Annotated in this window: 10 protein-coding genes; 6 read left to right on the forward strand and 4 right to left on the reverse strand. The window is 65.0% G+C overall.

Annotated elements, in window-relative coordinates:
• Window positions 1-43 precede the first annotated feature (43 nt).
• Window positions 44-514, reverse strand: coding sequence for a MarR family winged helix-turn-helix transcriptional regulator (locus tag J2X11_RS06725; protein ID WP_309968363.1), 471 nt, complete (start codon window positions 512-514; stop codon window positions 44-46).
• Window positions 515-611: 97 nt separating this feature from the next.
• Here J2X11_RS06725 and J2X11_RS06730 point away from each other — a divergent pair, with 97 nt between their 5' ends.
• A complete protein-coding gene (locus tag J2X11_RS06730) occupies window positions 612-1172 on the forward strand; it encodes a YceI family protein (protein ID WP_309968366.1) in 561 nt (186 codons plus the stop codon).
• Here the strand turns inward: J2X11_RS06730 and J2X11_RS06735 are convergent.
• On the reverse strand, window positions 1169-1744 hold the full coding sequence (locus tag J2X11_RS06735) for a TetR/AcrR family transcriptional regulator (protein ID WP_309968369.1): 576 nt from the start codon (window positions 1742-1744) through the stop codon (window positions 1169-1171). The genes J2X11_RS06730 and J2X11_RS06735 overlap by 4 nt on opposite strands.
• Window positions 1745-1835: 91 nt before the next feature.
• Here J2X11_RS06735 and J2X11_RS06740 point away from each other — a divergent pair, with 91 nt between their 5' ends.
• From J2X11_RS06740 to J2X11_RS06750, 3 genes are read left to right on the forward strand one after another with little or no spacing between them, the layout of a single operon-like run.
• On the forward strand, window positions 1836-2981 hold the full coding sequence (locus J2X11_RS06740; RefSeq protein ID WP_309968372.1) for an acyl-CoA dehydrogenase family protein: 1146 nt from the start codon (window positions 1836-1838) through the stop codon (window positions 2979-2981).
• 37 nt (window positions 2982-3018) lie between these two features.
• Entirely contained in the window at window positions 3019-4239 is a 1221-nt protein-coding gene (locus J2X11_RS06745) for an acetyl-CoA C-acetyltransferase (protein ID WP_309968375.1), read from the forward strand.
• A complete protein-coding gene (locus J2X11_RS06750) occupies window positions 4239-4994 on the forward strand; it encodes an SDR family oxidoreductase (protein ID WP_309968378.1) in 756 nt (251 codons plus the stop codon). The genes J2X11_RS06745 and J2X11_RS06750 overlap by 1 nt, the downstream gene beginning before the upstream one ends.
• Before the next feature lies 1 nt (window position 4995).
• Here the strand turns inward: J2X11_RS06750 and J2X11_RS06755 are convergent, their stop codons facing one another.
• Window positions 4996-5562 carry a TetR/AcrR family transcriptional regulator gene (locus tag J2X11_RS06755; protein ID WP_309968380.1) on the reverse strand — a complete coding sequence of 189 codons (567 nt, stop codon included), beginning with the start codon at window positions 5560-5562 and terminating at the stop codon, window positions 4996-4998.
• A complete protein-coding gene (locus tag J2X11_RS06760; protein WP_309968384.1) occupies window positions 5559-6500 on the reverse strand; it encodes an oxidoreductase in 942 nt (313 codons plus the stop codon). Before J2X11_RS06760 ends, J2X11_RS06755 begins: the two co-directional genes overlap by 4 nt.
• 188 nt (window positions 6501-6688) lie before the next feature.
• Here J2X11_RS06760 and J2X11_RS06765 point away from each other — a divergent pair, with 188 nt between their 5' ends.
• Together J2X11_RS06765 and acpS are read left to right on the forward strand one after the other, a co-directional pair.
• Complete coding sequence (locus tag J2X11_RS06765) at window positions 6689-15673, forward strand: polyketide synthase (RefSeq protein ID WP_309968387.1); 8985 nt, start codon at window positions 6689-6691, stop codon at window positions 15671-15673.
• Complete coding sequence (gene acpS / locus J2X11_RS06770; RefSeq protein WP_309968390.1) at window positions 15664-16059, forward strand: holo-ACP synthase AcpS; 396 nt, start codon at window positions 15664-15666, stop codon at window positions 16057-16059. The genes J2X11_RS06765 and acpS overlap by 10 nt, the downstream gene beginning before the upstream one ends.
• The last annotated feature ends 3 nt before the right edge of the window (window positions 16060-16062 follow it).

The raw sequence follows: 16062 nt of genomic DNA on the forward strand, positions 1-16062 counted from the left end.
GTATGGCCAACCTGTGCCAACCCTGTGAGTCTCGGGTTGTCAGTCAGCACGTCCCGCCGAGCTGGGTGATCACGCGCTGCATGATCTGACCAAGCACGGCGAATTCTTCGGGGGAGGCGTTGTCGACGAGGTAGGAATGGACGCCGCGTACGTGGGTGTGAGCGGCTTCCTCGAGCAAGGCGAAGCCCTTGTCCGTCATCACGGCGGACACACCGCGGCCGTCCTCGGAGCACTGGCCTCGGAAGACCAGCCCTTCTCGTTCGAGGCGGGCGATCGTGTGCGTGACGCGGCTGCGTGAGTGCGAAACCGCAGCAGCAAGCTCTGCCATACGAATCGAGCGGTCAGGCGCTTCGGACAATCGCACGAGGATTTCGTACTCGGGCATCGAGAGGCCGTGTGCGGTCCGGAGGTCGCGGTCGAGGCGATCATTCAGGACGATTGTTCCGCCCAGGAACGATCGCCAGATCTGCTGCTCTGCGGCGGTGAGCCACGGAGTTTCGGTTGCGGTCTCCATGTGATCCATCATACAAGCCTGCCCACTTGATTGAACGTTGTACTATCTGTAATGTCGTATTTGTTGAACAATCAACTACTGTACCCGGAGGCATCACATGAGCACCACCACAGACATCAACGTCAGCACTGGCACCTGGACGATCGACCCGACTCACACCGAGATCGGTTTCACCGTCCGCCACATCATCAGCAAGGTGCGCGGCAAGTTCGACACCTTCGAAGGCGCGCTCGTCACTGCTGACGACATCACCACTTCGTCGGTCAACGTCTCGTTCGACCTGTCGTCGATCAACACCGGCAACACGCAGCGTGACGATCACCTGCGCTCGGGCGACTTCTTCGACGCCGACAACCAGGACAAGGCGACTTTCGTCTCGACTGGTGTCGTCGCCAAGGGTGGCAACGAGTTCGTCGTGACCGGCGACCTGACCATCAAGGGCGTCTCGAAGGCCGTCGAGCTCGACGTCGACTTCCTCGGCGAGGGCTCGGACCCGTGGGGCGGAACGCGCGTGGGCGTCGAGGCGACTACCGAGATCAGCCGCAAGGAGTTCGGAATCGACTTCAACATCCCGCTCGAGGGCGACAAGGTCGTCATCGGCGACAAGATCTCGATCCACATCGTGGCCGAGGCTGTCCTGCAGGCTGACGCAGCCTAACGAAGCCTGGTCATTCTGACCGCCAGATCGGCGTGCAGGGTGGCCAGCTCGTGGCCGGAGCGAGAACCTCCGGGCTCGAACCAGCGCACGAGATCGACGCCCAACGAGAGCAGCGAGAACGCTGTTCCGGGGACGTCAACAACATCCAGGACGCCCTGGTCGACACCGTCGGCCAGGGCGTCTTGCATCGTCTTCTCAATGTCCCGGCGATAGGTCGCGACTTCTGCGCGATGTTCGTCGGTCAGCGCGTGGTACTCGTACTGCACGATGCGCCCCACGCGGCTGTTGTCGGCGTGCCAGAGGCTGAAGTTGTAGACCATGGCGCGCAGCCGGTTGACGGGATCGGTGCTCGACGCGGCAGCTGACGTGATGACTTCAAGCGCGCGACGGTGACCGTCGAGACTGACGGAGAAGAGCAAGCTCTCCTTGGAGTCGTGGTGCACGTAGACCGCAGCCGGGCTCATGCCGGCGCGGGAGGCAATGTCTCGCGTTGTCGTCCCCGCGAAACCCTTCTCAGCGAAGGCCTCAACGGCAGCATTGATGAGCCGTTCACGCGCTGTGATGGTCGTCATGCTGGCCTCCTAATTGGTTGACAGCATGCCCCAGTGCTTGCATGCTAAGCAAGCGCTTAGTGCGCGTTTCCTGGACCGCAAAGGCAGAGTTTTGCAGCGAACGATCTTCAACGAGGACCACGAGGCATTCCGTGCCTCCTGTGCGGCATTCCTCGCCAAGCATGTCGAGCCCAATCTCGAGAAGTACCTTGAGGAAAAGGCCCTTCCACGTGACTTCTGGCTCGCAGCCGGAGCTGAGGGCTTCCTCGGCCTTGAGATCCCCGAGGAGTTCGGCGGCGCCGAGGCCGACGACTTCCGCTTCAATGCGGTCTTGGATGAAGAGCTGAGCAAGCTCAACGCCGCACTCGCATCGTGCGTCGCGATCCATACCGACATCGCCGTCCCCTATCTCGTGGACCTGTGCACCGACGAGCAGAAGGCTCGCTGGCTCCCGGGTTGTGTGACCGGCGAAATCCTCACCGCTATCGCGATGACAGAGCCCGGTGGTGGCTCTGACCTGGCGGCGCTCAAGACGACGGGCGTCCGTGACGGTGACGAGTGGGTCATCAACGGTTCCAAGACGTTCATCACGAACGGTTTCTCCGCCGATCTCGTGATCACCGCCGTACGCACCTCGCCCGAAAAGGGAGCGAAGGGCATCAGCCTGTTCGCGATCGAAGCGACCGATCCCGGCTTCAGCCGTGGACGCAAGCTCGACAAGGTCGGCCAGAGCGAAGCGGACACGGCAGAGCTGTTCTTCGAGAACGTACGTCTCGGCGACGATCGTCTGATCGGCGAAGTCGACCAAGGCTTCATCTACATGATGCAGCGTCTCCCGCAGGAGCGAATCAGCTGCTCCGTGTCGAACGTCGCGCACGCCAAGCAGATCCTCGGCGAGACGATCCAGTACGCCCACGACCGCCAGGCGTTCAAGCAGCCGATCGGCAGCCTGCAGCACAACAAGTTCCTGCTCGCTGAGCTGGTGACCAAGATTGAGGTCGCCGAGACGTTCGTCGATGCGGCCGTGCTCGCGCACACGCGTGGCGAGGCGACAGCTACCGATGCAGCCAAGGCAAAGTGGTGGTCGTCGGAGATTCAGAACGACGTCCTGGACCACTGTGTCCAACTCCATGGCGGGTACGGATACATGAACGAGTACCGTGTCGCTCGCGCCTGGCGAGATGCCCGGGTCAGCAAGATCTGGGCTGGTTCGAACGAGATCATGAAAGAGCTCATAGGCCGAGACCTCGGTTTCTGAGTCCAACACGCTGTTTGCATAACGGAAGGCACCACTGATGACTGAAGCCGTAATCGTCTCCACCGCTCGCTCGCCGATCGGCCGCGCATTCAAGGGCTCGCTCAAGGACATGCGCCCCGATGACCTCACGGTCCAGATGGTGCAGGCAGCGTTGGCCAAGGTGCCGGGACTCGATCCCAAGGACATCGTCGACCTCCACCTCGGTGTCGGTCAGCCCGCCGGTGAGAGCGGCTACAACCTCGGTCGCATCGTCTCCGTCCAGGCTGGTTTCGACCACGTACCCGGCGTGACGGTCAACCGCTACTGCTCTTCGAGCCTGCAGACCACTCGCATGGCGTTCCACGCGATCAAGGCCGGCGAGGGTGACGTGTTCATCTCGGCCGGTGTCGAGACCGTGAGCCGTTTCGGCAAGGGCAGCTCGGACGGTATGCCTGATACCAAGAACCCGATCTACGACGACGCGATCGCCCGTACGGCCAAGCGCGAGCAGGGTGGAGCCGCCTCGTGGAGCGATCCGCGCGAAGACGGTGATGTTCCGGACGTCTACATCCAGATGGGTCAGACGGCAGAGAACGTCCAGCAGAAGCTCGGCATGAGCCGCGAAGAGCAGGACGAGTTCGGCGTACGTAGCCAGAACCTCGCCGAGAAGGCCATCAACGACGGCTTCTGGGCCAAGGACATCACGCCCGTGACCCTGCCCGACGGCTCGGTCGTCAGCCTGGACGACGGACCTCGTGCCGGCGTCACGCTCGAGGCTGTGTCGCAGCTCAAGCCCGTCTTCCGTCCCGACGGCACCATCACGGCCGGCAACTGCTGTCCCCTCAACGACGGCGCAGCTGCTGTCGTGATCATGAGCGACACCAAGGCCAAGGAACTCGGTCTCACCCCGCTCGCGCGCATCGTGTCGACCGCGGTCACCGGTCTCTCGCCCGAGATCATGGGCCTCGGCCCCGTTGAAGCGATTCCGGCCGCGCTGCGCAACGCAGGCATGAGCCTGGACGACATCGACCTCTACGAGATCAACGAGGCGTTTGCAGTTCAGTCGTGGGGCTCGGCGAAGGTGCTCGGCATCCCGATGGACAAGCTCAACGTCAACGGTGGAGCAATCGCGATTGGTCACCCATTCGGTATGACCGGTGCTCGCATCACCAGCACGCTGATCAACTCGCTGCAGCACCACGACAAGCAGTTCGGCGTCGAGTCGATGTGTGTCGGCGGTGGCCAGGGTATGGCCATGGTCATCGAGCGCCTCACCTGATGACTCGCCGCTTCGACGGCAAGGTCGCGATTGTCACCGGCGCAAGCCGGGGCATCGGCCTTGCCATCGCGGAGCGACTCGTTGCTGATGGTGCGAAGGTGTGCATCACGGCTCGCAAGGCTGATGCGCTGGCGGAGGCGGTCGAGGCTCTCGGAGGTCACGAGAATGCGATCTTCTCAGCCGGCGCGGCCGACGACGAGGCGCATCAGGCAGCCGCTGTAGCGGCGACTCTCGATGCGTTTGGTCGGATCGACTTCCTGGTCAACAACACGGGCATCAACCCGACGTACGGGCGGATGATCGACGTCGATCTGGGCGCGGCTGAGAAGACTTTCCGGGTCAACGTGATCTCGTCGATCGCGTGGGCACAGAAGGTCTATCACGCATGGATGGGCGAAAACGGGGGAGCGATCGTCAACGTCGCGTCCGTCGCAGGCCTCAAGCCTGCGCCCGGGATCGGAGTCTATGGAGCGTCGAAGTCCGGCGTCATCCATGTGACCGAGGAGCTAGCCGTCGAGCTGGGTCCGGACATCCGGGTCAATGCTGTCGCGCCAGCCGTCGTCAAGACGAAGTTCGCCGCTGCTCTCTATGAGGGCAAGGAGGACGAGGTGTCGGCCGCCTACCCGCTCAAGCGTCTCGGCGTTCCGGGCGATGTTGGCTCGGTTGTTGCATTCCTGCTGTCCGAGGACGCTGCGTGGGTCACAGGCCAGACCCTCACGATCGATGGCGGACTGCTGCTCACCGGCGGCGTCTGACCTAGGGCGTCGTCACAGCTCGCCAGCACGCCTCGATCAGCGGATCCACCAAGGATTCGTCGACGCTCCGTTGACTGGCCGTGAGCCGGACGACTGGGCCAACGGCCAGGTCGAAGAGAACTTCAGGCGGCAGATCAACCATCTGCTCGAGCAGGGCGGCGACCACCGGCGAAGACATCAGCGGATCGTCGAGTGCGGCGATCGCCTTTTCGTGAGCGATCTCTGCGTACGGCGAACTGTCTGCCTGCACCAGAAATCGCGCTCGATCAGGATCGGCCTCGAGGTGGTGCTGGACGCCAGTCCAGAGCTGGGCGAACTGGTCCCGAGACGTGGCTTTGGCGTCCACGCTGGCCAGGGCTGCCTCGCCCAAGCCCTGCTTGACCTCGAGGTAGGTGGCGAGCACCAGTTCGTCCTTCGACGCGTAGTGGACGTATGCGGTACCCGTCGCGACCCCGGCCTCTTTGGCGATCGCAGCCATGGAGGTGCCATGGAATCCGTCGCGGGCGACCAGCCGGATCAGAGCGTGACGAACCGCCTCCGCCCGATCGACCGCGACAGGGGAGGTCATTTCGATCGCACAGCCTGTGCCACGTCGAGAGTCACGCCGGTCTCACGCTCGGACACGTCCCAGAGCTCCTGGACGTGCTTGTCGAGTCCGATGCGTCGAAGGATGGGGCGGTTGACGGCGGCCCCGTTCGAAGCGAAGAGAGGACCGTACATCTGACCGCCCTTGGCCTTCGGGTCGGTCGCAGCACGCAGCTGCGGGCGGGCGCCCACATGGGGCTTCATGCCGGTGCGAGCGGCAAGGAACTCCGAGGCACTCCCCAGCCATCCTGCGCCGCCCTCGGCCGAGGTGGTGGTCTGTAGGTCCGTCCGGGAGAGACCTGGATGGGCGAGAAGGCTCTGGGTCGAGACGCCGGCTTCGACGAACTTCTTCTGAAGCCCCAGACCGAAGTGGTAGTTGGCCAACTTGGCCTGCCCGTAGGAGCGCCAGGCGCCGTAGTTGCCCTTCATGTGCGGATTGTCGGGGTCAATCGGCGTGCCCTGGAAGCGGGCGATGCTGGTGACAGTGACGACTCGAGCTCCATCCGTACTGACGATCGCGGGGAGGAGGTGCGCGGTGAAGGCGAAGTGACCAAGGTGGTCCACACCCAGCTGCATCTCGAACCCGTCGACGGTGGTGCGCTCAGGCATGGCCATCACACCGGCGTTGTTGATCAGCAAGTCTATCGATGAGTGCTTTGCCAGGATCTTGTCGGCAGCCGCCGCGGTCGAAGCGAGGTCGCCGAGGTCGAGGGGCACGAGCTCGAGCGAGGCTTTGGGGTGTTTGGCTTGGATGCGTTCGACAGCGTCCTTGGCCTTGTCTTGGTTGCGCACGGCCATCACCACGTGTGCACCGGCACCGGCCAGGGCTTCGGCGGACTCGAGGCCGAGACCTCCATTGGCGCCTGTGACGACCGCCGTACGGCCGGACTGGTCGGGGATGTCGTTCTGGGTCCAACTCATCGGAGCTCCTATGACTGAATGTTCATTCATTCTGCGCTCCTGATCGAGGATCGGTCAACAGGGCGTGATCCACATCTCTTGAAAAACATGAGGAAAACCTCGCATTAAAGTTGAGGTTTCCCTCATGTTTTGCGAGACTGGGGTTACCGCCCGTCGATCCCGAGACGGCAGTACCCGAGGGAACTCACGTGACGACCATCGACACATCGCTTGCCCCGACCCGCACTTCTGAGCGCCGCGGCGCTCTCGTTGACCGCATCGTCGACGGCGCCCCTTACGCAGTGGGCTTTGGCGGACAGGGTGCCTCGTGGCTGGAGCCGCTGGCCGATCTCGTACGTGACTTCGCCCTGGAGGCGGACCTCGAAGCCCTGGTGAGTCAGGCCGAGGCAAAGCTCGTTCCTGTCGCTGGCGAGCTCGCTCGCGCTGGCATCACCTTCACGCCTCTGGCGTGGGTTGACGTTCTTGCTGTGGGGGAGTCGGCCGAAGACGACGACGCTCCTGAGCTGCCCGACACCGACATGCTTGGTACGCCTGGCGTCTCGTTGCCCGGAATCCTTCTGACGCAGCTCGCCGGGATCCGCGCTCTGCACCGTCAGGGCATTGACACCCAGGTCATCAAGCCGTCCGCCGTGATCGGACACTCGCAGGGCCTCATCGCAGCGCAGTCGCTCGCCGGTGTCGACGACGTGGAGCTGCTGGCGATCGCACGTCTCGTTGGCGCAGCAGGACAGTTGGTCGGCCGTCGTCGCGGGCTGCTCGGCAACTCGATGCTGAGCATCTCGAACGTACGCCCCGAGCGCATCGACGAAATCCTCGCTGAGCTGCCGGCATCCCTTCGGGTCGTGGCGCGTATGCGCAACGGTCGTCGGAGTGTCGTCATCAGCGGTCCGGCCAGCAGCCTCCACGTCGTACAGGCCCATCTCGAAGAGGTTGCAGCTGCTGAGAAGGCCGAGCGTGACCGCAAGACAACCGGCGGCACTCCGTTCGCCCCGGTCATCGAGCCGCTGACATCGCAGCTGGCGTTCCACCACCCTGATCTCGCCGAGGCCGCAGACCTCGTCGCGACCTGGGCGACCGCCTGTGGCATCGACGCCGAACGTGCTCGCGATCTCGCGAAGCGCTCGCTCGTCGACCCGGTCGACTGGGTCGAGTCCCTCGAGACAGCCATGAACTCCGGCGCCACCTGGATCCTTGATCTGGGGCCCGGCGACATCGCCGCACGCCTTTCGGCTCGCGAGCTGCGTACGCGCGGCGTTGGCATCATCGCCACGACGACACGTCGTGGTCACCGTGAGCTCGTCGCGGCTGGTGCGGCTCCGCGCCTAGCGACTCCGTGGTCGGCCTATGCGCCCAGCGTCGTCACCCTGCCGGACGGCAGCATCCACGCCGAAACTCGCTTCACTCGTTTGACCGGCAAGTCGCCGATCCTGCTCGCCGGAATGACGCCGACAACGGTTGACGCCAAGATCGTCGCGGCAGCCGCCAACGCGGGTTTCTGGGCCGAGCTCGCCGGTGGCGGACAGGTCACCGAGCCGATCTTCGCCGACCGCGTCGCTGAGCTGAACGAGTTGCTGACTCCTGGCAGCACGTTCCAGTTCAACTCGCTGTTCCTCGACCCGTACCTCTGGAAGCTGCAGCTCGGTCAGAAGCGCCTCGTCCAGCGGGCACGCGCCGCTGGTGCACCCATCGACGCGGTCATCGTCACCGCGGGCATCCCTGAACTTGAAGAAGCCGTCGCACTTGTCTCCGAGCTGCGCGACGCCGACATCACGCATGTCGTCTTCAAGCCCGGCACGGTCAAGCAGATCCGCCAGGTTGTCGCGATCGCCAAGGAAGTCGCTCCGACTCCGATCATCGTCCAGATCGAGGGAGGCAAGGCTGGCGGTCACCACTCGTGGGAAGACCTCGACGACCTGCTCCTCGCCACCTACGGCGAACTGCGCGCTCTCGACAACGTCGTCGTCTGCGTCGGCGGCGGCATCGGTACGCCCGAGGTCGCTGCGGCCTATCTGTCCGGTGAGTGGGCTCGTCGCCACGACTTCCCCCTGATGCCGCTCGACGGCATCCTCGTCGGCACCGCTGCCATGGCAACGCTCGAGGCGACCACGGCTCCTGATGTGAAGCAGCTGCTGGTCGACACCCGTGGCACCGGTTCATGGATCGGCGCTGGCACAGCCAAGGGCGGCATGGCCTCCAGCCTCAGCCAGCTCGGCGCTGACATCCACGAGATCGACAACACCGCCTCGCGTACGGGCCACCTGCTCGACGAGGTCGCCGGTGACGCCGAAGCCGTTGCCGAACGTCGTGACGAGATCATCGACGCGCTCAATCGCACGGCCAAGCCCTACTTCGGCGATGTCGCAACCATGACGTACGCGCAGTGGCTCAGTCGCTTCCTCGAGCTGAGCGGTACCCCGACGTGGCTCGACATCACGATGCAGGAGCGGTTCACCGCAATGCTGCAGCGCGCTGAAGCTCGCCTTCACTCTGCCGATCGCGGCACGATCCCGACATTGTTCGCCAACGAGTCCAGCGTTGCCTTCGGGGCGACCGCGCTCGACGTGCTGCTTCGTGCGTACCCCGAAGCTGCCGAAGTGACTCTGCACCCGGGTGACGTGCTGTTCTTCGTCGACCAGTGCAAGACGCCCGGCAAGCCCGTCAACTTCGTACCCGTCCTCGACCAGGACGTACGTCGCTGGTGGCGCTCCGACTCGCTCTGGCAGGCACACGATGCCCGCTATGGCGCCGATCAGGTCTGCGTCATCCCCGGACCTGTCTCCGTCGGCGGCATCGATCGCGTCGATGAGCCCGTGGCCGAGCTTCTGCGCCGCTTTGAGGACGCCACCATCGATGGCCTGCTTGCTTCCGGTCGTGCACCGCAGCGCGTTGCAGGTCGTCGCCGCGTCGACGGTGCGGGAGACGTGCTGTCACTCGTGCTCGCCGCTCCCGACCTGGTTTGGGCTGGTCGTACGGTTCGCAACCCCGTTCACCGCCTCGGCGCCGACTGGGTCATCGTCGACCCCGAGCGCGCTGAGCACCCGGAGACTGGCGCAACGGTCATCGCGATCGACGCTCGTACCGCTGAGCTCCACGTACCGCTTGCACGCCCGCTCTCCCTGCGCATCGACCTCGGCGACGCCGTGGTCGCTGGTGCCGCTCCGGTCGTGACCACCGAGATCGCCGCAGAAGCGATGGGTGCATTGGTTGCCGGCGCCGCCGGTGGAACCGTGCCCAAGATTGCGGATGGTCATGCCACAGTCTCGGTCGATTGGGATCCGGATCTGATCGCTGACCACGCAGGTGTGACGGGCGCAGACGTGCCGGTGCACCCCGTACCTGACGTGCTCGTCGGACTTGCCTGGCCGTCGGTGTTCGCCGTGCTCGGCGACGTCACGACTGCCGATGGCATCCCTGTTATCGAAGGCATGCTCGACCTGGTTCACCTCGACCACGCCGTCACTCTCGTCGGCGCACTGCCGACGGCCCCGGCGAAGCTCACGATCGGTGCGACGGTCGAGTCGGTGTCTGACACCGACTATGGCCGTGTCGTCACCGTCGACGTGACCGTCACCTCCTCCGGAAATGACATCGCCAACCTCCGAGAACGCTTTGCCATCCGTGGACGTACGGGCGCCGGCGAGCTTGCCGATCCGGCACGCGCTGGCGGTGCGCTGGGCGAAGATGTCCAGGACACCCCGCGCAAGTCGCGTGGCTCCGCGTCCGTGGTCGCGCCGACCGATCTGCGGGCGTTCGCCGCAGTCACCGGCGACCACAACCCGATCCACACCAGCATTGCCGCGGCCCGCCTCGCGGGACTCGGCGATCCGATCGTCCACGGCATGTGGGTGTCGGCCGCCGCGCAGCAAATCGTCTCCGGTCGCCGCATCACCGGCTGGACGACACGCTTCATGGCGCCCGTACGTCCGGGTGCGACTGTCGACGTCCGCGCTGATCGTGTCGGCCTGGATGCTGGCGCTGAGGTCCTCGACATCAGCTGCCGCGTCGAGGGTGAGGTCGTCATGGCCGCCACCGCTCGCCTCGAGGCGCCGCGCACGGCGTACGCCTTCCCGGGTCAGGGCATTCAGCACGCCGGTATGGGTATGGCCGCGTACGCGCGCTCCAAGGCAGCCCGCGAGATCTGGGATCGCGCCGACGCACACACTCGCGAAGCCCTCGGCTTCTCGATCCTGAATGTCGTCCGCGACAACCCGACGGTTCTCGTCGCTCAGGGCGTCACGCACAAGCACCCCGATGGCGTGCTGTTCCTGACCCAGTTCACCCAGGTGGCCATGGCCGTCCTCGGTGCCGCACAGATGGCCGAGCTTCGTGAAGCTGGCGCCTTCGTCGAAGGATCGATCCTCGCGGGTCACTCTGTTGGTGAATACAACGCTCTCGCCGCCGTCTCGGGCGTCATCGCTCTCGAAGGTGTTGTCGAGGTTGTCTTCCAGCGCGGTTCGGTCATGCACACGCTCGTGGAGCGTGACGCTGAGGGACGCAGCGACTACCGCCTCGCGGCGATCCGACCGTCGCAGATCGGACTGGTCGACGACAACGTCAAGGAGTTCGTTGACGGGATCGCCGAGCAGTCGGGCGAGTTCCTCCAGATCGTCAACTACAACCTCCGCGACTCGCAGTACGCGATCGCCGGCACCGTACGTGGCCTCGAGATTCTCGAGACCGCGGTCAACAAACGTCGTGACGAGTTCGGTGGCAAGGGTGCCTTCATCCTGATCCCGGGCATCGATGTGCCGTTCCACTCGACGGTGCTGCGTGGAGGTGTGCCGGACTTCCGTGCGCGACTCGACGAGCTGCTGCCGCCGACGATCGACCCGGCCATCCTTGCGGGTCGGTACGTACCGAACCTCGTGCCCAAGCCGTTCTCGCTGGATCGCGCGTTCATCCAGGAGATCGCCGATCTCGTACCGTCTGAGCCGCTCGACGGAGTCCTCGCAGACTTCGCCGCGTGGTCCAAGAAGCCCGGCGAGCTGTGCCGTGTTGTCCTCATCGAGCTTCTGGCCTGGCAGTTCGCCAGCCCGGTGCGCTGGATCGAGACGCAGGACCTGATGTTCGGTGAGCTCGGTGTCGAGCGATTCATCGAGGTCGGCGTTGGCCAGGCACCTACGGTCGCCAACCTCGCGTCGCAGACGCTGAAGCTTCCGGGCCGTCACGGCGGACCTGTCGAGGTGCTCAACTTCGAGCGCGACAGCGCCGCAGTCTTCAGCACCGATGAGGAGATGGTTGAGTTCGAGGAGGATGAGGCAGTAGTCGAGATGCCCACCTCGGATGCGGCTTCGCCGAGTGTTCAACTGGTCACCTCGATGACGACCAGTGGTCCGCGTCCTGCTGACATCACCTTCGATGCCGCTGACGCGACCACGGTCCTCATCGCTTGGTGGACCAAGATGCGCATCGACCAGATCGGTGCCGCCGACTCGATTGAGTCGCTGTGCGATGGAGCGTCCTCTCGACGCAACCAGCTGCTCGTCGACCTGGGCGGAGAACTCGGCCTCGGTGCCATTGATGGTGCTGCTGACGCTGACCTGCCGACGCTGTCTGGCCAGGTCAAGGGCCTCGCGCGTGGATACAAGGCCTTCGGCCAGGTACTCACTGAAGCACTCGGCGATCACCTCAAGAAGGTGCTCGGACCGACCGGCAAGCGTCAGGCGTACGTCGCCGAGCGCGTTACTGACGTCTGGCAGCTGGAACCGGGTTGGGCGAGTCACGTGCTCGCCGAGCTCGCGATGTCGAGCCGCGAGGGTGCAAGTGTTCGCGGCGGTGACTTCGGTTCGCTCAGTGGCCTCGCCACGGGTGCCGATGTCGACGCTGCGATCGATGCCAGCGTTGCGGCAGTCGCCTCGCGCCACGGTGTGAGCGTCGACCTCCCGTCGACTGGCGGAGGAGAAGCCACGATTGATGCTGCGGCAATGGCTGAGTTCACCTCGCAGATCACCGGACCTGACGGCGTACTCGCCTCTGCTGCCCGCCTCGTACTCGACCAGCTCGGTCTCAACGAGCAGCCGATCGTGGCGGAGCCCAACGCGGATGATGCCGAGATTCTTGCTCGCGTCGAGTCTGAGCTCGGCAGCGACTGGGCCAAGCTCACCGCACCCGCGTTCGATTCTGACAAGGCCGTGCAGCTGGACGACCGTTGGGCCAGCGCACGCGAGGATCTCGCGCGCATCGTCCATGGCGACAACCTGGACGTCAGCTTCGTGGGCGCCGGCAAGGCGCTTGCGGCTCAGGCTCAGTGGCATGCGACGAACGGTGATCCGGCCCGCAAGGACCGCTTCGCCCAGATCGCGACCGACGCTCTTACCGAGCCGAGTGCTCCGTGGGCTGGCGAGACCGCAGTTGTGACCGGCGCAAGCCAGGGCTCGATCGCTGCCGGAATCACCGGCCAGCTTCTTGCTGGTGGCGCCACGGTCGTGGCGACGACGTCGGGTCTTGATCCGAAGCGCCTCGCGTTCTACCGCGAGCTCTACCGCACGCACGCCATCAACGGTGCTGCTCTGTGGGTTGTCCCGGCCAACATGGCATCCTTCGCTGACGTCGACGCGCTCACTGAGTGGATCGGCGCCGAGCAGACGCAGACACGTGCCGGTACGACGACGGTGCTCAAGCCCGCCATGACACCGACCCTGCTTTTCCCGTTCGCAGCGGGCCGCGTGGCCGGCGACATGTCGGACGTAGGAAGCCGCACCGAGATCGACATGCGTGTTCTGCTGTGGTCGGTCGAGCGCCTGATCACCTCGCTGTCGGCGCACGGTCAGGACCACGACATCGACGCAACGCTGCACGTTGTGATTCCCGGATCGCCCAACCGTGGCATGTTCGGTGGCGACGGTGGCTACGGCGAGGCCAAGGCTGCTCTCGATGCCCTCGTCACCCGCTGGAAGGCCGAGCCTGCGTGGGCCAACCGCGTCTCGCTTAGCCACGCCATCATCGGCTGGGTACGCGGCACGGGCCTCATGGGCGGCAATGACCCGCTGGTCGAGGCCGTAGAGGCCGCTGGCGTACGCACGTGGACGCCTGACGAAATGGCCGCAGCGCTGCTCGAGACCTGCACGGCTGAGGCTCGCGCTGCAGCTCACATCGAGCCGCAGACAGTCGACCTCACAGGTGGGCTTGGCGGAGTGAACCTCGACATGCGTGCACTCGCCGAAGGTGTCGAGCGGCCTGCAGTCGAGGCCGAGGACGAGACCGGCATGATCGCCGCCTTGGCCCCGTCGCCGGCACAGCTCGACCGAGTCGACACCCTCGACTGGGCGCCGCTCGAGGCGCGTCCTGAGGACCTCGTCGTCATGGTTGGCGCCGGAGAGCTCGGCCCGTACGGCTCCTCGCGCACACGCTTCGAGGTCGAAGTGACCGACGAGCTGTCGGCCGCCGGAATCCTCGAGCTTGCCTGGACCACAGGGCTCGTCGCCTGGGACACCAACGCTGGTGGCTGGTACGACACGGCCTCGCAAGAGAGTGTCGATGAGGCTGATCTCGCCGATCGTTATGAAGAGGCAGTCCGCGAAGCTTGTGGCATCCGCCGCTACGTCGACGAAGGCAACATGGTCGACAACGCAGCACCGCTGCTGACGTCGGTCTTCCTCGACAAGGACCTGTCGTTCACAGTCTCCAACGAGTCCGAAGCCAAGGCACTCCGCGACGCGGACCCCGAGCGTACGGTCATCGCGGCGACAGCCGACGGCGACTGGACCGTGACCCGCAAGGCCGGCACCGAGATCCGCGTGCCGCGCCGACTAAAGCTGACCCGTACGGTCGGCGGCCAGATCCCGACCGGCTTCGATCCCACGGTGTGGGGAATCCCAGCCGAGATGGTCGAGTCGATCGACCGCGTCGGCCTGTGGAACCTCGTCTGCACCGTTGACGCATTCCTCTCGAGCGGCTTCGAACCGTCGGAGCTCATGCGTTGGGTTCACCCGGCGATGGTGGCCAACACGCAGGGCACCGGCATGGGCGGCATGCAGTCGATGCAGTCGCTCTACCTCGACACGCTGCTGGGTGAGAACAAGGCCAACGACATCCTCCAGGAGGCGTTGCCCAACGTCATCGCAGCGCACGTCGTGCAGTCGTACGTCGGCTCGTACGGCGCGATGGTTCACCCCGTCGCCGCCTGCGCAACGACCGCGGTGTCTGTCGAAGAAGGCGTCGACAAGATCAAGCTCGGCAAGGCGGACTTCGTCGTCGCCGGCGGATTCGATGACCTGAGCGTTGAAGGCATCGTCGGCTTCGCTGACATGTCAGCCACGGCCGACTCGGCAGCCATGAAGGCCAAGGGCATTGAGGACCGCTACTTCAGCCGCGGCAACGACCGCCGCTACGGCGGATTCGTCGAGTCACAGGGCGGCGGAACGATTCTCCTTGCGCGCGGCGATGTCGCTGCCCGCATGGGTCTGCCTGTGCTCGCAGTCGTCGCGTACGCCGGATCGTTCGCTGACGGTGTCCACACCTCGATCCCGGCTCCGGGCATCGGTGCACTGGCAGCAGGCCGCGGCGGACGCGAGTCCGCTCTGGCGAAGTCGCTGGCGCAGGTCGGTCTGACCGCCGACGACATCGGCGTGCTGTCGAAGCACGACACGTCGACGGGCGTCAACGAGCGCAACGAGTCCGAGCTCCATGAGCGTCTTGCGGCGGCAATCGGCCGCAGCGAGGGCAACCCGCTCTACGTCATCTCGCAGAAGACCCTCACAGGTCACGCGAAGGGTGGAGCGGCAGCGTTCCAGCTCATCGGACTCAGCCAGGTGCTCACGGGTGGAGTCGTTCCTCCAAACCGCAGTCTCGACTGCGTCATGGACGACCTCGCCGAGCACGAGCACCTCGTCTGGCTCCGTGAGCCGCTGGCGACCGGTCAGCTGAAGGCGGGCCTCGTGACGAGCCTCGGCTTCGGTCACGTGGCGGGCCTGATCGCGCTGGTCAACCCCCAAGCCTTCCTTGCAACCCTCACGGCGGAGGAGCGAGACTCCTACGCCACCCGCGCGGAAGCGCGGACGATCGGGGGCCGGATGCGTCTGGTTCGGGCAATGTACGGCGGCCCCTCGCTGTACGAACGTCCCGACCGTCGCCTCGGTAGCGAGGGAGTGCGGGCACGGGAGGCTGCGATGCTCCTGGATCCGCAAGCACGACTGGGTGAGGGAGACATCTACCAGTCGGTGTCATGCCAATGACGATCCTTGGGGTTGGTGTCGATCTGGTCCACGTTCCTACGTTCGCGGACCAGCTTGACCAGCCCGGTACGAGGTTCGCCGAGGCATTCTCACCTGGCGAGCGGAGTGATGCGCGGAGTGGTCCCTCCAATCCCGCGCGTCACTTCGCCGCTCGCTGGGCTGCCAAGGAAGCTGTGATCAAGGCCTGGTCGGCGTCGATGTATGGCGAGGCGCCTGTCATGGATGAGGGCATCCATCATCTGATCGAGGTTGTCACCGACGCGTGGGGACGGCCGCGCATTCGACTGCATGGCGAAGTAGCCAAGAGGCTCACTGGGCACACCCTTGAGGTGTCGCTCAGTCACGACGGCGACTACGCCACCGCGTACGTCATCCTGTCCGACTGAGGC

This window comes from Aeromicrobium panaciterrae (assembly GCF_031457275.1).
Classification (GTDB): domain Bacteria; phylum Actinomycetota; class Actinomycetes; order Propionibacteriales; family Nocardioidaceae; genus Aeromicrobium; species Aeromicrobium panaciterrae_A.